The organism is Hubeiibacter jixunmingi (assembly GCF_041928215.1).
Classification (GTDB): domain Bacteria; phylum Pseudomonadota; class Gammaproteobacteria; order Pseudomonadales; family Moraxellaceae; genus Acinetobacter.
This window is the reverse complement of sequence record NZ_JBHFHK010000014.1, coordinates 26592-43755: the sequence shown is the minus strand read 5'-3', so window position 1 is coordinate 43755 and position 17164 is coordinate 26592. Positions and strand designations below refer to the sequence as shown.

The 17164-nt window shown below is 37.6% G+C and carries 18 protein-coding genes and 1 pseudogene; 10 read left to right on the top strand and 9 right to left on the bottom strand.

Features of this window, described 5'->3' with window-relative positions:
• Nucleotides 1–67: 67 nt before the first annotated feature.
• From ACEYX7_RS03755 to ACEYX7_RS03745, 3 genes are all read left to right on the top strand, one after another.
• A complete protein-coding gene (locus ACEYX7_RS03755) occupies nt 68–523 on the top strand; it encodes a baeRF3 domain-containing protein (RefSeq protein WP_374900218.1) in 456 nt (151 codons plus the stop codon).
• A gap of 243 nt (nt 524–766) precedes the next feature.
• The gene (locus ACEYX7_RS03750; RefSeq protein WP_374805093.1) at nt 767–1354 is read left to right on the top strand and encodes a hypothetical protein; all 588 of its coding nucleotides are present in this window, start codon (nt 767–769) and stop codon (nt 1352–1354) included.
• Between the two features lie 324 nt (nt 1355–1678).
• A complete protein-coding gene (locus ACEYX7_RS03745; RefSeq protein ID WP_374805092.1) occupies nt 1679–2101 on the top strand; it encodes a hypothetical protein in 423 nt (140 codons plus the stop codon).
• A gap of 86 nt (nt 2102–2187) precedes the next feature.
• Here ACEYX7_RS03745 and ACEYX7_RS03740 read toward each other — a convergent pair whose 3' ends face one another.
• The gene (locus tag ACEYX7_RS03740) at nt 2188–3069 is read right to left on the bottom strand and encodes an ATP-binding protein (protein WP_374806954.1); all 882 of its coding nucleotides are present in this window, start codon (nt 3067–3069) and stop codon (nt 2188–2190) included.
• Between the two features lie 182 nt (nt 3070–3251).
• Here ACEYX7_RS03740 and ACEYX7_RS03735 point away from each other — a divergent pair, with 182 nt between their 5' ends.
• Nucleotides 3252–4763 carry a DUF3336 domain-containing protein gene (locus ACEYX7_RS03735; protein WP_374805090.1) on the top strand — a complete coding sequence of 504 codons (1512 nt, stop codon included), beginning with the start codon at nt 3252–3254 and terminating at the stop codon, nt 4761–4763.
• A 19-nt stretch (nt 4764–4782) separates the two neighbouring features.
• Nucleotides 4783–5601, top strand: coding sequence for a protein kinase domain-containing protein (locus ACEYX7_RS03730; RefSeq protein ID WP_374805089.1), 819 nt, complete (start codon nt 4783–4785; stop codon nt 5599–5601).
• Here the strand turns inward: ACEYX7_RS03730 and ACEYX7_RS03725 are convergent.
• Both ACEYX7_RS03725 and alr read right to left on the bottom strand, forming a co-directional pair.
• Nucleotides 5594–6214, bottom strand: a complete 621-nt coding sequence (locus ACEYX7_RS03725) for a hypothetical protein (RefSeq protein WP_374805087.1) — start codon at nt 6212–6214, stop codon at nt 5594–5596. The two genes, ACEYX7_RS03730 and ACEYX7_RS03725, sit on opposite strands and share 8 nt — an antisense overlap.
• 78 nt (nt 6215–6292) lie before the next feature.
• Nucleotides 6293–7531 carry an alanine racemase gene (alr, locus tag ACEYX7_RS03720; RefSeq protein ID WP_374805085.1) on the bottom strand — a complete coding sequence of 413 codons (1239 nt, stop codon included), beginning with the start codon at nt 7529–7531 and terminating at the stop codon, nt 6293–6295.
• 280 nt (nt 7532–7811) lie between these two features.
• Between alr and ibaG the strand changes: the two genes are divergently transcribed.
• The 5 genes from ibaG to ACEYX7_RS03695 all read left to right on the top strand — a co-directional run bounded on the left by ibaG (nt 7812) and on the right by ACEYX7_RS03695 (nt 11807).
• Complete coding sequence (gene ibaG / locus ACEYX7_RS03715) at nt 7812–8063, top strand: BolA family iron metabolism protein IbaG (protein WP_374805084.1); 252 nt, start codon at nt 7812–7814, stop codon at nt 8061–8063.
• A gap of 2 nt (nt 8064–8065) precedes the next feature.
• Nucleotides 8066–9334: a UDP-N-acetylglucosamine 1-carboxyvinyltransferase gene (gene murA, locus ACEYX7_RS03710; RefSeq protein ID WP_374805083.1), complete on the top strand. Its 1269-nt coding sequence runs from the start codon at nt 8066–8068 to the stop codon at nt 9332–9334.
• Between the two features lie 292 nt (nt 9335–9626).
• Nucleotides 9627–10061 (top strand): HIT domain-containing protein, encoded by a 435-nt coding sequence (locus ACEYX7_RS03705; protein ID WP_374805082.1) that lies wholly within the window; start codon nt 9627–9629, stop codon nt 10059–10061.
• Nucleotides 10062–10104: 43 nt separating this feature from the next.
• Entirely contained in the window at nt 10105–11571 is a 1467-nt protein-coding gene (locus tag ACEYX7_RS03700; protein ID WP_374805081.1) for an adenylate/guanylate cyclase domain-containing protein, read from the top strand.
• Nucleotides 11572–11588: 17 nt separating this feature from the next.
• Nucleotides 11589–11807: a DUF1653 domain-containing protein gene (locus ACEYX7_RS03695; RefSeq protein WP_374805096.1), complete on the top strand. Its 219-nt coding sequence runs from the start codon at nt 11589–11591 to the stop codon at nt 11805–11807.
• 376 nt (nt 11808–12183) lie between these two features.
• Here the strand turns inward: ACEYX7_RS03695 and ACEYX7_RS03690 are convergent.
• The 6 genes and pseudogenes from ACEYX7_RS03690 to iscU form a co-directional block, all read right to left on the bottom strand.
• Nucleotides 12184–13374, bottom strand: a pseudogene (locus ACEYX7_RS03690) (multifunctional CCA addition/repair protein); the annotation flags it as partial.
• Nucleotides 13375–13518: 144 nt separating this feature from the next.
• Nucleotides 13519–13860 carry an ISC system 2Fe-2S type ferredoxin gene (gene fdx, locus ACEYX7_RS03685; protein WP_374804624.1) on the bottom strand — a complete coding sequence of 114 codons (342 nt, stop codon included), beginning with the start codon at nt 13858–13860 and terminating at the stop codon, nt 13519–13521.
• A 3-nt stretch (nt 13861–13863) separates the two neighbouring features.
• Nucleotides 13864–15735 (bottom strand): Fe-S protein assembly chaperone HscA, encoded by a 1872-nt coding sequence (gene hscA, locus ACEYX7_RS03680; RefSeq protein ID WP_374804623.1) that lies wholly within the window; start codon nt 15733–15735, stop codon nt 13864–13866.
• Nucleotides 15736–15792: 57 nt separating this feature from the next.
• Entirely contained in the window at nt 15793–16311 is a 519-nt protein-coding gene (gene hscB / locus ACEYX7_RS03675; protein ID WP_374804622.1) for a Fe-S protein assembly co-chaperone HscB, read from the bottom strand.
• A gap of 49 nt (nt 16312–16360) precedes the next feature.
• Nucleotides 16361–16681, bottom strand: a complete 321-nt coding sequence (gene iscA / locus ACEYX7_RS03670; protein WP_374804620.1) for an iron-sulfur cluster assembly protein IscA — start codon at nt 16679–16681, stop codon at nt 16361–16363.
• 92 nt (nt 16682–16773) lie between these two features.
• Nucleotides 16774–17157, bottom strand: a complete 384-nt coding sequence (gene iscU, locus ACEYX7_RS03665) for a Fe-S cluster assembly scaffold IscU (protein ID WP_374804618.1) — start codon at nt 17155–17157, stop codon at nt 16774–16776.
• Nucleotides 17158–17164: the final 7 nt, after the last annotated feature.

The following is a 17164-nucleotide window of genomic DNA, read 5'->3' as shown; positions in this document are numbered from 1 at the left end:
GCGTTTAGATTGTATTGATACCCTGTTCTTCTATTTTATGTGGATTTGTGCCATTTATTAATTTCTTTTGCTATATAAAGATGTATGCGACCGTGCAAACAACATCATTGCAGGTGTAGATAACGTAACACAATTGGAAGATGGCTCAGCAGCACACATCATTGACAGTATCCAAACAGCAATCGATGAGTATCGTACTCAATTGCATCAAAATGCCAAAGGCGAAATTGATGCTGCACGTGGCAATAACTTGTTACGCACTGATTTACAAACGATTTATCAGTCAGCTTTCCAAGGTAATGGTGAAAAATTGTTCGTTCGCCAAGGTTTTATTCAACCAGCGATCATCAATGAAGAAAACCAAACGATCCAACTAGTGGAAAATGCACATGGTGAAAACGTTACTGACGACGTAGTTGGTGAAATCATTCACCTAGTTATTAACCATGGCGGTTCTGTGGTGTTCTTACCACAAGACATCATGGGCGATGAAAATGCAGTCGCTTTAGAAACACGTTTCTAACCGCTGCTAAAACCAAAAAATGACAGGATTCGTCCTGTCATTTTTTTGATTAAAATTTGAAAAATTTTAATCTCTGTTTTTTAACGCCTGCTGACCAATATAATGTTTGGCAAAATAGTTTAAATATCAAAAAATTATAAATATCACAACAAAAGCATAGCTGATAATTTACTCTATTGGCTTTTTGTAAAATTACTTTATAATATCATAACATTAATTTATTTAAAAATTTAGGAATAATCTATGAGTTTTGCAGGAATTGTGGTATGGAATGCCAAATATGGCGTGCCACATAGCTATGATGAAGCAGTCGAGATGCAAGAGCAAATTGAAGAGTATGAGCTAGATGCCATCGACCCAGCTTTTATCAATTTAGCCAATGCCGTACAGAACTTTGCCAAACAAGCCAAACAGTTCTATGACAATGATATTGTGGATATGTACACATACTTTGCAGATAGCTTAGAAGAAGTCTATGGTACACATACTATCGTAGATTTTAGTTTTGTACCGCCTGATATAGAGACGATATTTGCAGCCGTGATTGTTAAATCCGCTCGGGAAAATAATCTAGTCGTCAGACACGATGAATTGTCCGCCGTATTCTTACCTAACGGTCAAGTTTACCAAGATGATAGCTTGGTGGATTGGGATGACTTCATCTCCTATAACATGACGATGTGGCAAGACAAAATCAAATCATTTGAAGACGTTAACAAACAAGATGAAGAAACGGTATTGGAGGATAAATCATTATTCAAGAAATATACCAATGACTTGTTCAAAGCCCAAATAAAACAACGAAAGCTAAAAGGAAAAAAAACTGTCTAATACAGCTTATGTATTTAACACCGAAAGAATTCAACTGGTTTTGTCAATTTCTGCCGAAATACGATATGACAAAACTTCTAATAAGCTGTTACCTGAGGTATCAAGTTCAGTAACTATTTATATTAATGATATTCCGAGACATGGTATATCAGATAGGTATTTAGGAGAGAAGCAATATTTTTTACCAAGCACAAATAAATTATTGATCAGATATGCGAGTTTTTTTAAATATCTAAAGAGGATAAAAATTATTATAAAATATCTATTACTAGCAAAGCTCAGTATGAAGCATTTATCGAACAAAGCTTTGATATGTTAAGCTATATGATGGCACCCTGTCATGATTTACAAACGCTGTATCAGTTGTATGATAACTGTCTGCACAATGAACATTTAAGACCCTATGAGCTATCAGATCCTGTCTGGCATGCGGTTGGTTATGAAACTCTAACTATGCTACATTTGGCATATTTGACCAAACAACCTGATTACCCACAGCGAGTTGAGCAATATCGTCAAGAATATTTGCAACAAGCAAAAAGATGGATAGAAGGAAGCAAGCGTATGGAAAAGCGTTGGCAAGAAAATGGACAAAGCTATACGCCATCAGCACCTTTTGAACAGCAGTTCCAAGTGTATCGTGAAATGTTTGAAGAGTTAGTTGCTTTTATTGCCAGTTTAGATGTAGATGCTATCTTATCCGCACCGCCAGTGCGTAGAGAGTTTGAATCGGGTGAATATAGCTAAAAAACGCCCTGTGAATGTATGATAGCATTGACAGGGCGTTTGGTTTTGGGTTTTAGGTGTATTTTAAATTTTAGCGGATTGGCGTGTTAGACAGGGTTATTTATATTTTTCAACGCCTGCTGACCAATATAATGTTTGGCAAATTGATAAGCACTGCGCCCCGAACGTTGCCCACGCATTTGAGCCCATTGTAAAGCTTGAGCTTTAACCTCTGCGGTCATGTCTAATTGGGCTTGCTTTAACCAATGCTCGACGATTTGCAAATATAAATCTTGTTCGGTCGGATAAAACGATAGCCATAAACCAAAACGATCGGATAAAGAAATCTTTTCTTCAATGGCTTCTTGCGGATGCAATTCAGTATATTGCGGTACATCGACCACACGAATAGGGATATTTTCATGCATAAATTCAGGCAATAAATGACGGCGATTGCTGGTGGCATAAATCAGCATATTATCCAAGCCCGATTGCAATGAACCATCCAACGCACTTTTTAGACTACGATAATTTTCATCTTCGGCATTAAATGCCATATCATCACAATAGATGATATATTTTTCAGGGCGGTTTTGAATCAAGTCACGAATCAAAGGCAAGTCTTTGAGATCATCACGTTCAATTTCAATCAAACGCAAACCTTGCTCGGCATAATCGGTGAGCAAAGCACGTACCAAAGATGATTTTCCCGTACCACTTGCACCAGTCAGCAATACATCATTAGCAGGAAAACCATGTAAAAATTGCACTGTGTTTTGCACGATTTTATTTTTTTGTACATCAATACCTTTTAAATCATCCAAATAAATTTTTTTCAATTGCGTAATCGGATAAAGTTGCTGATTTTTCCATGTGTAAGCCAAGGCGGAGAAGTCATTGTTTATTTTCTGTATTTGATTTTTTTGTAATAATTCAACAATTTGTTGCAATACAAGCTGTGTTTGGGCAGTTAAATCAATCTGGCTCATTATTTATCCTGAAATGAAAAGCAAATGAAAATGTATATCTGTTTAATGTAGCAAAAAATGACCACAAAGTCTAAAAATCATCACCGAAAAAACTATATTTCAAACTAAAAATTACCCAACCAAAATACGATTATGTTATGCTCTAATTTCAATAATATGATTTATACAGTTTGGTGAGTATAATGTCGGCACTATCTTTATTAAAACGTTCGAAACTATCGGCACATCAGCGTTATGTGGCAACACAATTAGAAAAAGATTTGTCCCAAGCACAAACTTATCAAGAATGGAAAAACACTGCCCTAGAGTTGGATCGTATCACAGGGCGAGAAGCTTGGAAATTTGAAAATCAATCTTCTTATTATGATTATGAGCTGATTGGGCAACGTTATGCACGCATTACACGCTTACAAAAAAATCCCGATCAACAGCTTGCTTTAGCTCAATATTTACGTGAAGGTTTGAGTTTTGATATTGGTAATATTGCTCATCCTTTATTATTTACTCATACCTTTGTCGGTACAAAAAAAATCATTGAAGATTATATTGATAGCGTCTGCCAAGCTTTTGAATACGTCGCATCGGATGCTTTTACCGCTTTTAATTTGGATGAAAAAGTCACTTATTTTCAAGGGGCGAGTAGTGCTTATGGTCAGCCTGCCATGATGTTATCAGGTGGTGCAACCTTAGGTTTATTCCATAGTGGCGTGTGCAAGGCACTATTTGAACAAGATTTATTACCCAAAGTATTCTCAGGAGCAAGCTCTGGTGCATTGGTTGCAGGCATGATGGCAACTCATGATGATGAACAGTTGATAGATTTGTTGAATGGCGATGGCTTTTATGAATATGCGTTTAAATTCCGTGATGTGGTGAATATCATCAAAGATCGGGGCGGTATTGCCGATATTCATGCACTCAAGAACTTTTTGCGTAAAAATTTGGGCGAATATACTTTCGCTGAAGCAACAGCTTGCTCACAACGAAAAGTATCTATCGTGGTTGCACCGTATAGCGTAGAGCGTCAGCCACAAATCATGAATGAAATTACTGCACCAGATTTGTTAATCTGGAGTGCTTGTTTGGCATCTTGTGCTGTGCCATTTATGTTCCCAGCAGTCAAACTCACCACCAAACGTGCCGATGGTGAATATACACCATATATGTCGGGTGTGCGTTGGGTGGATGGCAGCGTACGCAGTGATTTTCCACAGGACAAAATGGCAAAGCTGTATAATATCAATTACAGTATCGCCAGTCAGGTCAATCCGCATATCGTGCCATTTATGCAAAGTGATGCACAACGTTACCGCAAAAACTTTTTGAGTTGGCCGAGCCGTTTGTTGCGTCATCAGAGTCGTGGTGCAGCTTTGGAAGCCATGGATTTTGCCCGTACACATTTGGATAGTATGCCTTTTGCACAGCGATTACTGGATCATGGTTACGGCATTATTGGTCAGCGTTATTATGGTGATATTAATATTGTCGGTGATTATAGTTTAAGACATTATGGTTATATGTTACAAAATCCGACTTTGCCATTATTTAAACGGTTGCAGAGAGAAGGTGAGCGAGCAACTTGGCCAAGGCTGTCGAATATTGAGATCCATGCTCGTATTGGGAAAACTTTGGAACGTTGTTTAAATCAACTTTTGGCAGAACAGCAATATGTATCGATGATTTTAAATTCATAGAATCATTGAAAATAGTACCATGCAAGATATCAATTTGAATAATATAAAAATCATCTGTCAGCGACAAGGGCAGATGATTTTTTCTGTAGATGAAAATCATATAATAAAAGCTTTAACGCTTGATGCGGATGAAATGCAACACGCTTTATTTTTACAAGAAATTAAAAATATAAAATATTTAAAAAATAAACTGCGTTTATTACATGTTGATTCAGTATTAAAACACAGTATTACAGAGATTAAAATTGAAAACTTTGATGTTTTAAAAAGTTTAAATGTTTGTGCTGAACAAATCATAATTATGCCAAAATACAAGAATATAAATATTTTAAGATTCAATCTCTCACAAAAAATCATGTTAATCAAAAAAATAATATTTATAATTTATGAATTACATCAGATGGATTGTATTCATGTTGATATTAAGTTATCACATTTTATGCAATTTGGTGAAAGTGGTTTTGAGTTGAGATTAATTGATTTTGCATTAATTGAAAAATTAACTTTAGAGAATTTAAATCAAAATAACAATAGCTTTAGCCGTCACGCCACACCAAGTTATATGGCACCTGAATTATTTCATGGTCATGCAAAAACTGTGAAAAGTGATATTTATGCTTTGGGTTTACTGATTTATGAGATATTGGTCGGAAAAAAAGCATTTATAGCGGATAATTATCAAGATTGGGCAATACAGCATTGTCAAATGCCTATTCCTATCATGCCTAAATCTATTTTTGAAAATCATCAACAGCGGCAATATTGGCAAAATATCATCGATATGATGTTGCAAAAACATGCTGATAAACGGTTGGGGGATTTGGTAGATATTATTTGATTTCTTTATTTAATAAATCTGTAAAATGTACATTCATATTCGTATTAAAGATAATCCTATCTTTTGAAAAATCTAAATCTTTTGATACAGCAATACCACACCATAATTCTTTTGGGATTTCATCAATATTTAGATATATTTTTGGGATAAGATAACGATAATAATCACCCATTTGAGTGTGTCCGTGATAACCAATCGGATAATCATCGCCTTGTTGGTCACCTTCAATGGCTTGATAAATATATAGACCTTTGTTGATGACAAAATTTAAATCACAAGCCGTTTTATCTTTACTTTCAAGAAAAGTTTGGGTTAATTCATGATATTTTTCATGATGATTTTTTATATTCTTATTGAGCCAAAAACCATATAAATCCAATTCAAATTCACCATTTTTATTTTTAATTTTGTTAGGGTGGGATAGCGACTCTTCATAAAGATAATCTATTAAATCATTAATCGTATTGTTGATGTTGGCTTGAGATAATAATATTTTTGGAATATCACCCCAACAATTATTAATCATCAAAGCTATTTTTCCATGCTTATCCATAGCCAACCATAAAATGATAGAGCCAAATTCAGGTTTCCAGTTTTCATTTAAATCATTCATTTTTAATCAAACAATACCTTAAAGCAAAAAGAAAACCACAGCAGTGATTTTCTTTTTATATTCAATATAAATGAAGAGTTAATCTTTATTAAATTTAGGATTTGAATTACCCCAAACGGTATAAAGATCTGCCAATAATGCACCGTTGATATCTTCGACTTCAGCTTGGGTGATTTCGCTATTGTCTTGCTTACCAAACAATACCACTTCATCGCCTGCTTTGACTTGGTCGTGAATATCAGTGACATCAACCATAGTAGTATTCATCGATACTTTACCAACCACTGGTACACGCTGTCCTGCAATCAATACATGCCCTTTATTGGTAAAGACACGGCGATAACCATCAGAATAACCCATCGGCAAATTCGCCAAATAACTATCACGGGTCAAAGTATAAGTGCGGTCATAGCCTACAGTTGAACCTTTTGGATAGAAATTTACCGCAGCAACGTGGGTTTTAAAAGACATAATATATTTGTATTCTGGGCGTTCATAAACAGGCTCACCATAAATAATCCCACCTGGACGAACCATATCAAACCAACCTTCAGGCACATGTAAACTGACAAAAGAATTTGCCGCATGAATGGTTAATTTACTACGGTCAAGTTTTGCATTCGCAATCAGCCAATCGGTATTAGATTTAAAAACTTCTAAACCTTTTAATACATCCGCTTTGTCTTCAACAGGGAAGTGCGTCATGATACCGACCAATTGCAAATTAGACAATTTTGTCAAAGCCACCGCTTGAGCTGGGCCTTGAGCGGTACTCATATCCAAACCGTTACGATCCATACCACCTGAGTTTAGACCTAGGTGGAAACGGATTTTTTTACCAACAGATTTGGCATAAGTATTGGCAGCGGTCGCCGCATCTAAATTGCCGAATAATTCTTCGATGTTGTATTGCATACCATTTTTGATTTCTTCTAACGTAGATGTACGAACACGCATCACTACGCCTTTATAGCCGTGAGCACGAGCGATACGGGCTTCTTCATTGCTGGCAATCCCAATACATGGAATTTTGTGAGCAATCACAGTTGGCATCAAATTATCAATACCATTGCCATAGGCATCAGCTTTGAGAATGGCACAGATTTTGGCTTTGCCTTGTAAATGGGTTTTCATCGCTTCAAGATTGTCACCAAAAGCTTTGGTATCAATCTCAAGATAAGCATTTGCGGTTTGTTTTGTGACTTGTGTGGCTTTGGCAGCGTTATAGGTCAATGCAGGGGCAGCATTCGCCGAATGGGTAAAAAGAACTGTACTTAAAGCAAAGCAGAGTGCGGTTTTGGTGAAAAATTGTGACATGAGTTAGGCTCCTGATTGGTATTCTTGGGCATCCAAGCAAGCTAATTTTTAACAGAAAAATGAATATTTGGCAACTCTCTAAAGTCTAAAAATATTTGTTATTTCAGTGCAATATTATCGTTGGTTCATTTATGAGAAATGTCATGCACAAAATTTTCAGTGCTATCTGGTCTTTTAAGTCACAGTTTTGTAAAAAATCTCACTATCTCGCTATAAGAAAAGCACATATCATAGTATAATGGGTGGTTATTGATTGTCACTTTTTGGACTTTTTTAGCTGATGAACTCAGAACAACTTCACGAAATTTTAATCCAAGCCTTTCCACAAGCCGATATTCAGGTAAAAGGAGAAGGCGGCAAATTTGACTTACGTATTGTGGATAGCTGTTTTGACGGCAAACGCACTGTCGCTCGTCAGCAGGCTGTTTATGCACCATTGAATCAATATATTACATCGGGTGAAGTACATGCCGTGACGATTCGTGCCATGACGCCTGATGAATGGAAAAAACAAAGTGTGTTTGGAGTATAAGCATGGATAAGTTTTTGATTCGTGGTGGTAAACCACTTAATGGTGAAGTGCGTATTTCTGGTGCGAAAAATGCAGCCTTGCCTTTGCTTGCGGCCATGATTTTGGCAGAAACACCTATTAAATTAACCAACGTACCACGTTTGAAAGACGTAGATACATTGGTAAAGCTTATTGCAGGTTTGGGTATCACCATGACTTATCAGGATGATACAGTGACTGCTGATACAAGCACTTTAAATAATCAATTTGCACCGTATGAATTGGTGAGAACCATGCGTGCATCGATTTTGGTGTTAGGTCCACTATTGGCACGCTATGGCGAGGCAAAAGTATCTTTGCCTGGTGGTTGTGCGATTGGTTCACGCCCTGTAGATCAGCATCTAAAAGCTTTGGAAGCATTGGGTGCAGAGATTGAAGTCGAAGCTGGATATGTAAATGCAAAGGTCAATGGTCGCTTAAAAGGTGGCGAAGTGATTTTCGACATGGTGACAGTTGGTGGTACAGAAAATATCTTGATGGCTGCGGTATTGGCTGAGGGTGTAACCACGATTCGCAATGCTGCACGTGAGCCTGAAATTACGGATTTGGCTCATTTGCTAAATAAGATGGGTGCAAAAATTGAAGGTATTGACACGGATACGCTTGTCGTAACAGGTGTTGAAAAACTCAATGGCTGTGAATATGCAGTGGTTGCTGACCGTATTGAAACGGGCTCTTATCTTGCAGCTGCAGCCATTACAGGTGGTAAAATCCGTACAACACATACTCGTGCTGAACTAATGGAAGCTGTACTAGAGAAGTTCCAAGAAATGGGGGCTGTGGTGAGTACAGGTGACGATTGGATTGAGCTAGATATGCAAGGTAAACGTCCTAAGGCCGTCAGCTTCTGTACTTTACCACACCCTGATTTTCCAACAGATATGCAAGCCCAGCTTATGGCGGTGAATGCGATTGCCGATGGAGAAGCAAAAATTTCGGAAACCATCTTCGAAAACCGGTTTATGCACGTCCCAGAGCTTTGCCGTATGGGTGCAAACATTCATGTTGAAGGGCATGATGCGGTGGTCGTTGGCGTCGAGAAATTACAAGCTGCACCCGTCATGGCAACTGATTTACGTGCATCGTTCTCATTGGTGATTGCAGCATTGGCAGCAGAAGGTGAGACTTTAGTAGACCGCATTTATCATATCGATCGTGGATATGAACATGTCGAAGAAAAACTACGTGCGTTGGGTGCCGATATTCAGCGTGTAAAAGCCGACACTGTGTAATGATATTATATTTTATATCATGGTATTGCATGGTAACAAATCTTGCAATATCATGATGTTAATATAATTTAAGCTTTTGAAAAATATACCATTTACAGCTAATCTATTATTTTCTTTATCTTAAAACCAATATATGACGAAAAAAATACGACTAAAGTCATATATAAAATTGTGCATCTTTTGTCTATTTTATTCAAATTCGTTTATTTTAGCTAATTTTAAGCTATGTTTTATGTTTTGATGTGGTAAGATAAGCAAACCAGTCATTGATATATTTATTAGATTTCATCCTATGTTTACATTACATCCTCAGCTTGCACAAGATAGTTTTTACGTTGGCGACTTTCCTTTATGTACCTGTCGTTTGATGAATGATATGCAATTTCCTTGGCTTATTTTGATTCCTCGCGTTGCAGGAGTCAGCGAACTCTACGAATTAAGCCCTGCAGATCAGGCACAATTTTTACGTGAGTCAAGCTGGTTATCTAGCCAATTATCTCGTGTATTTCGTGCTGATAAAATGAACGTTGCAGCGTTGGGTAATATGGTACCTCAGTTGCATTTCCATCATATCGTGCGTTATCAGAATGACGTTGCATGGCCAAAACCTGTTTTTGGTCTTACTGCAGTGCCTTATCGCAGTGATGTACTTGCGCATATGCGTCAGACACTTATGCTTGCATTGCGTGGGCAGGGTGATATGCCGTTTGATTGGCGTATGGATTAATTGAATACGAAACAAGGATGTACTAAACCTTTAGTTGGTCGGTATGGATAACATTTTTAATAAAAGCTCATATCAATTTAAGCAAGTATCTCGTATATTTGCTTATCTATCCTTATCATTACTTGTTGGTTTAGCATTTATCCTTGAGCCAAACGTGCATCTGCATAGTTTTTTGGCTATTCCCATCGTTGCTTCCTTATTATTTTTTGAGTCTAAATATTTAAATAAGATTGGATATCATTATGGGCGAAAGACACGTAATGATTTTTCATTTTTTAATGATGTGCTGATTGCAGGGATATTTATTGCTGCATTGCATGCTAAAATTATTCCTAGTTTGATTATTATTGCTGGCTTATTTTTTATTGCGATTGTAGGACGAGTGAATAAAGTTTTTATTTATTTTTCGCCTTTGGTGCTATTATTTGGATTTTATACATTTTTTCTTATTTCAGATTTGCCAAAAAATCTTTATTTCACCAATTCAACATCTGCATTAAGTATCATCTCGATTGTACTTCTATTGATGCAAATCATTATTAATAACTATTATCAGAATAATCGCTTTGTAGAAATTAATGAGCAGAACAAGCGTTATGAAGCAGAAATAGAAGAGTATTTTCGCTTAAATAATCAGTTGGCACGTTATGCACCAGAGCAAGTTTGGCAATCTATTGCTCAAGGTGAAATCAAAGCAAAAATAGAATACAAACGCCGTAAACTTACAGTATTTTTCTCAGATATTGAAGGATTTACTGACTTATCTGAAAAATTAATTCCCGATGATTTGGCGTTCTTACTTAATGATTATCTTAAACACATGACTGAAATCGCCAAGCATTATGGTGCAACGGTAGATAAGTTCATGGGAGATGGATTATTATTATTTTTCGGTGATCCAAATAGCCGTGGTGTAAAAGCCGATGCGATTGCATGCATTGATATGGCAGTGGCAATGCAACAACAAATGCGTATTTTGCGTGAGCGTTGGGCAAAAATGGGTTTTACCTCATTACATATCCGCATTGGGATTGCCACTGGATATTGCCACGTAGGGAACTACGGTACAACACACCGTATGGCTTATACCATTATTGGACGAGATGCAAATTTATCAGCACGTTTACAAGCGGCAGCTGAAGCTGGACAAATCTTTGTTTCAGAAGAAACATTCAACTTAATCAAAGATACTTTTTTATGTGTTAAAAATCAGCCACTAAGATTGAAAGGGATCAATGAAGTTGTACAGTCATGGCAGGTGGTAGAACGTTATGATGTCGCAATTGAAAGGTATCATCGCTGGTATGATTATGAGTATAAAGGCTTTAATTTGATGGTAAATCTAGACAAAGTACAAGCTTATGAGTATGAAAAATTGATTGAGGCAATGGAAAAAACCATTACGCGTATTAAGATTCAAAAAGAGCGTACAGATTTAGATGGTGCGGTGCCATTAAGTAAAGACAGTATTGTCCGTATAAATAAAAATCGCATTGAAAAGGATGACTGATGTCTACTGAACGTATTTTGGGTCTTCAAAAAGGCATTTATCGTCATTATAAAGGTAAGCTTTATCAGGTATTGTCTGTGGCTCAGCACTCTGAAACTTTAGAACAACTCGTGGTTTATCAAGCATTATATGGTGATTATGGGATTTGGGTAAGACCACTCACTATGTTTACTGAAGAGGTTTACCTTGATGGTATTATGCAACCACGTTTTAAGTTAGAAAAAGCCTTATTTTAAGCATAGTTGGGTAAGTATAATACCTATCATTATACTTACTATACTAAATCAAGACATTAAATTAAAAATTTTCATCAAAGAACTGATAGATACAGCACCATACTTGATAAAAATTATCTAATGTAAATGTTTGGTCTTGATTATGTGTCAGTTGATAGTTCACTAAATCAAACTCGATATTTAATTGATGATTTAAACTATTTTTAATCAGCATTTTTTGTGGTGTATTTTGCTCTTGGCTGATAGATACAAGATAATCATATAAAGTATCCAACACAACATTTTCTTTATTGCCTTGACTACCTTGAATATCAAAAGTAATCTGCTGTTGTTTACGATGTTGATAATTTTGAAAATCTTGGTCACAAGCAATAAAATCTTTAACCAATAATACACGCTGTTGTTGCATATAGTCAGCGATTTGTACGCCTTGCAAATGTGTTGGAATGGCGATGTGTTGTTCCTGCAAGCGTTCAGCAATCTGTAAAATTTTATCCGCTTGACGATAAGGGCGTTGTTCTAAACCTAAACGTCCTTGGCTGTCGCACAGACACGCTTGAGCAAAATAAGTGACGTGTTGCGGACGACGTAAAATATCTAAACTTTTTAATAATTTCCAAATACTTGATGCAGTCATTTCAAATAGTCGATGCGATTTGAGATGATGTTCGCAGACTTTCGAAGCGACCGTCTTAAATTCAGTTGGGACTTTTAAACGTTCACATAAAGCCTGTGTTGGGGCAAGTCCTCGTTCTTCGTGCATCAGATGACGTGGTAATTCATCTTTTGGTGTAAGTGCTTTACCCAAATCATGACACAGCAAAGCAAAACGCACGATCACATCAAAATCATATTCACAGGCTTTTTGTATGGTCATTAAAGTATGAATGCCACTGTCAATTTCAGGGTGATAAGCAGCACGTTGTGGCACGCCAAACAAGGCAGCAACTTCAGGAAACCAAACTTGCAACGCACCACAATCATATAAAACTTGGAAATAAACTGCTGCATTGCATTCCGCCAAAGCACGCACAGTTTCTTTCCAAATACGCTCTGCTGAAAGATGTTGTAATTCTCCAGATTGACTGATTTTTTGCATCAATTGCATAGTTTCAGGTGCAACTTTAAAATTGAGCTTGGCAGCAAAACGTGCCACACGAAAAACTCGCAAAGGATCTTCAATAAAAGCATCTGATACATGGCGTAAAATGCCTTGTGCCAAATCGTGCTGTCCTTGATAAGGGTCAAAAATTTGTCCATTATCGTCCATTGCCATAGCATTAATAGTCAAATCACGACGTAATAAATCTTGCTCTAAAGTCACATCGGGTGCTGCAAAAAATTCAAAACCTTGATAACCATGTCCATTTTTGCGTTCGGTTCGAGCAAGGGCATATTCTTCTTTTGTTTCAGGATGCAAAAAAACAGGAAAATCTTTGCCTACAGCTTGGTATCCCAAATCTAATAATTGCTGAGCAGTCGCACCAACCACCACATAATCACGCTCGGTGACCTCACGTCCTAATAGTTGATCTCGAACTGCACCGCCCACCAAATAGATTTGCATGTTTTTACCTAGTTTGAATAAAGATTTAAAATAGATTAAATGTTAAAGCAAATACGTCAATTAAGCAAAAAATTCTGACCACAAAAAAGCCTTAGCATGATGAAATACTAAGGCTTAATTTTACAGATTAATTTTATCAAAAAATTAATGACTGCCTTCAGAAGCATGATTGATGGTGTATTTTGGAATTTCTACTTCCAAATCTTCATCAGTCACAATCACTTGGCAAGACAAGCGAGAATCCGCTTCCAAACCCCAAGCACGGTCTAGCAAATCCGCTTCGACATCATTCATTTCTTTCAACGAATCAAAGCCACGACGTACAATGACATGACAAGTGGTACATGCACAAGACATATCACACGCATGTTCAATTTTTACACCGTGTTCGTGTAAACTTTCACATAAATTACTGTTCGCTGCCACTTCAAATTCAGCACCGTTCGGGCAAAAATCAGCGTGTGGTAACACTTTAATACGAGGCATGGGTTACTCCTTATTTTGGCTAAAACTCGCCCAATCATCCACTTTTGTGCCTTTAAGGGCTTGGTTAATGTGGTGATTCATGCGTTTGGCAGCAAGTTCATCACTATGAATTTTTAGATCTTGTACCGCATTTTCAATTGCAGTCAAATCATCGCCTTGTAAAGTTTGCGATAACGCTTGCATAGCATGTTGCAAAGCTTGACTATCATCAGCAAGTAAGTCTACTTGTTCTTTGGCAAGCACTTGTCTTAATGCTTCAAGCTCACGTTGTGCTTCAACTTTGACTTCTTGTAAATGGCGAGCATGCTTATCTTGCTCAGCAAACTCAAAGCCTTCTAACAATAGACGTTCGGTGTCAGCATCAGACAGACCATAAGATGGCTTGATATTGATGTGGGCTTGTACATCACTGGTCGTTTCACGCGCAGAAACATTAAGCAAACCATCCGCATCGACTTGGAAAGTGACTTCAATACGTGCAGCACCTGCAACCATTGGCGGAATGCCACGCAGTTCAAATCGTCCGAGTGAACGACAATGTTCGACTAAATCACGCTCACCTTGAACCACATGAATCAACATGGCAGATTGTCCATCTTGATAAGTGGTAAATTCTTGGCGACGTGTAATTGGAATAGCAGTATTACGAGAAATAATCCGCTCGACCAAGCCCCCCATAGTCTCAAGACCGAGTGATAATGGCGTCACGTCAAGCAACAAATGTCCATCATTTTGATTACCAACCAATTGATTGGCGGTAATGGCCGCACCGAGTGCCACGACTTCATCAGGATTGATACTGCACAAAGGTTGTTTTTTAAAGTAATCTTGTACCGCATTCTGAATGGCAGGACTACGCGTTGAACCACCGACCAAAATCACCGCATCAATATCAGTAATACTCAATTTTGCATCACGCAATACTCGAGCCGAGACTTGCAAAGTGCGTTCAGTCACCGCTTGAATAATGGTGGCAAAATGCGCACGACTTAAATTATATTGATGATTTTCAAAAACAATGTCGGTCTGTTCCGCATCGGTCAATTGTTCTTTGGCTTGCTTGGTGAGCTGTAAAAGCACCGCATGTTGATGATTGGATAAATCGCCCAATTGCCATTGTTGTTTTAAATGTTTTAATAACAAACGGTCGATATCATCACCGCCCAAAGCAGTATGACCACCTGTTGCCAAGACTTCAAACACGCCTTGGCTAAATTTTAAAATCGAAATATCAAAAGTACCGCCACCCAAATCATAAATAGCAAAGTTTTGCTGTTCTGTAATCGCTGAATTTTCATCCAAACCATACGCCACCGCAGCAGCAGTCGGTTCATTGAGCAAACGCAGTACATTTAAACCTGCCAATTGTGCCGCATCTCGAGTCGCTTGACGTTGTGCTTCATCGAAATAGGCAGGCACGGTAATCACTGCACCTGTGATGTCATGTTCAATAGATTGTAATGCACGCTGTTTTAATACTGCCAAAATCTGAGCGGAAATCTCCACAGGAGTTTTATCGCCTTGTGCTGTGGCAAAGCTTGGCATTTGATTGTCATTGCCATGCAGCGTGTAGGGATGTTGAAAACGAATGTCAGCTTTGGAGCGACCCATAAAACGCTTTACGGATACAATGGTATTTTCAGGATGACTTTCTAGATAATCTTTGGCAGCATAGCCAACAATGGTTTTGTCTTCGGCATAATGTACCACAGAAGGCAATAAATTGTGTCCAGCGTCGTCTGCAAGCACCACAGGTTGAGCAGAGCGTACCGTTGCCACAAGTGAATTGGTCGTACCAAGGTCAATCCCAATTCCAATACGATGTTCATGTGGATTAGCGGATTGCCCAGGTTCTGCGATTTGTAAAAGTGCCATGCGATGCCTATAATTACCGATTAGATTGTACTGTAAAAAACTATCAAAAATAAAAACTTAAAACTCATCATCTAAATCATATTGTTCCGCATCAAACAAACGGTCTTCTGCTTGATCAATATCTTGTAATACATGACGGAAAAAGCGTAATTTACGTACCGTATCACGGGCTTCGCCCCAATCTTGATCATTAAAATCATGTTGAAATTCACGGGTTAGACCATCAACCCATTGGGCGATTTCTTGACGTAAATTTTGCAATTGTTCACTGGTTGTGGCTTCTTCTAATTGTTCACGCAACTCCAAAGCCGATTGTAAAAACTCAAAATCATGAATCGATTGCTCTAAGCCAAAGTCTTGTTTTTGTAATTGTAGTAAATATGCTGCTCGGCTATCAATATGCAATAAAGTTTGATAAGCATGATTGATTTCACTGGATTTTTCCAGGTTAGCATCTTGCTGGCTGGCTTGTTGGTCAGGGTGATATTGTTGTTGTAATTGTAAATACTTTTGCTTTAACTCGGCTGCGTCAAGATTTAATTGTTCAGGTAGGGCAAATAATTCAAAAAAATTCATTTCAATGCTCAAAAGTTACAGGGTATTTGATACAGATTTGGTCGCTTCATTAAACCGTGAATGATTCACCACAGCCACATTCGCCTTTTTGGTTTGGGTTGTTAAATTCAAAGCCTTCGTTCAGACCATTTTTAACATAGTCCATTTCTAAGCCATTGAGATAAACCAAACTTTTTGGATCAACAAAAACTTTTACCCCAAAATGCTCAAAAACTTGATCGTGTGGATTGGTATCATCTACAAATTCAAGTACATAAGCCAAGCCAGAGCAGCCCGATGTTTTTACTCCAACACGAATGCCTTCACCCTTGCCACGATTTTTCAAAAAATTGGCAACATGGTTAGCAGCACTTTCTGTTAAGTAAATCATCGTATTTCACCCTATGATATTTTTCATTTAAATTGGTTAAAACACTTGCAAAATCTTTATCACAAGTGTTTTTTAACTTTACAATTATAGCATTATTTCGCTTGCTTTTGACGATAATCGTCAATCGCTGCTTTGATTGCGTCTTCTGCCAATACTGAGCAGTGTACTTTCACTGGCGGTAAAGCCAACTCGTTAGCAATGTCAAGGTTTTTGATGGCTTGAGCTTCATCCAAAGTTTTGCCCTTTAACCATTCTGTTACCAATGAACTTGATGCAATCGCAGAACCACAGCCATAAGTTTTGAAGCGTGCTTCTTCGATAATACCATTGTCATTGACTTGAATTTGTAAACGCATCACATCGCCGCAAGCTGGTGCACCGACCATGCCTGTACCGACATTTTCTGCGTCTTTATCAAGCACGCCAACGTTACGTGGATTTTCATAATGATCGATGACTTTTTCTGAATATGCCATGATTTTG

What these genes read in the sequence shown, in the direction of transcription:
- ACEYX7_RS03750 (WP_374805093.1), top strand. Translation starts at nt 767, where the DNA reads ATGAGTTTTGCAGGAATTGTGGTATGGAATGCCAAATATGGCGTGCCA.
- ACEYX7_RS03745 (WP_374805092.1), top strand. Translation starts at nt 1,679, where the DNA reads ATGATGGCACCCTGTCATGATTTACAAACGCTGTATCAGTTGTATGAT.
- ACEYX7_RS03740 (WP_374806954.1), bottom strand. Translation starts at nt 3,069, where the DNA reads ATGAGCCAGATTGATTTAACTGCCCAAACACAGCTTGTATTGCAACAA.
- ACEYX7_RS03735 (WP_374805090.1), top strand. Translation starts at nt 3,252, where the DNA reads ATGTCGGCACTATCTTTATTAAAACGTTCGAAACTATCGGCACATCAG.
- ACEYX7_RS03730 (WP_374805089.1), top strand. Translation starts at nt 4,783, where the DNA reads ATGCAAGATATCAATTTGAATAATATAAAAATCATCTGTCAGCGACAA.
- ACEYX7_RS03725 (WP_374805087.1), bottom strand. Translation starts at nt 6,214, where the DNA reads ATGAATGATTTAAATGAAAACTGGAAACCTGAATTTGGCTCTATCATT.
- alr (WP_374805085.1), bottom strand. Translation starts at nt 7,531, where the DNA reads ATGTCACAATTTTTCACCAAAACCGCACTCTGCTTTGCTTTAAGTACA.
- ibaG (WP_374805084.1), top strand. Translation starts at nt 7,812, where the DNA reads ATGAACTCAGAACAACTTCACGAAATTTTAATCCAAGCCTTTCCACAA.
- murA (WP_374805083.1), top strand. Translation starts at nt 8,066, where the DNA reads ATGGATAAGTTTTTGATTCGTGGTGGTAAACCACTTAATGGTGAAGTG.
- ACEYX7_RS03705 (WP_374805082.1), top strand. Translation starts at nt 9,627, where the DNA reads ATGTTTACATTACATCCTCAGCTTGCACAAGATAGTTTTTACGTTGGC.
- ACEYX7_RS03700 (WP_374805081.1), top strand. Translation starts at nt 10,105, where the DNA reads ATGGATAACATTTTTAATAAAAGCTCATATCAATTTAAGCAAGTATCT.
- fdx (WP_374804624.1), bottom strand. Translation starts at nt 13,860, where the DNA reads ATGCCTCGTATTAAAGTGTTACCACACGCTGATTTTTGCCCGAACGGT.
- hscA (WP_374804623.1), bottom strand. Translation starts at nt 15,735, where the DNA reads ATGGCACTTTTACAAATCGCAGAACCTGGGCAATCCGCTAATCCACAT.
- hscB (WP_374804622.1), bottom strand. Translation starts at nt 16,311, where the DNA reads ATGAATTTTTTTGAATTATTTGCCCTACCTGAACAATTAAATCTTGAC.
- iscA (WP_374804620.1), bottom strand. Translation starts at nt 16,681, where the DNA reads ATGATTTACTTAACAGAAAGTGCTGCTAACCATGTTGCCAATTTTTTG.
- iscU (WP_374804618.1), bottom strand. Translation starts at nt 17,157, where the DNA reads ATGGCATATTCAGAAAAAGTCATCGATCATTATGAAAATCCACGTAAC.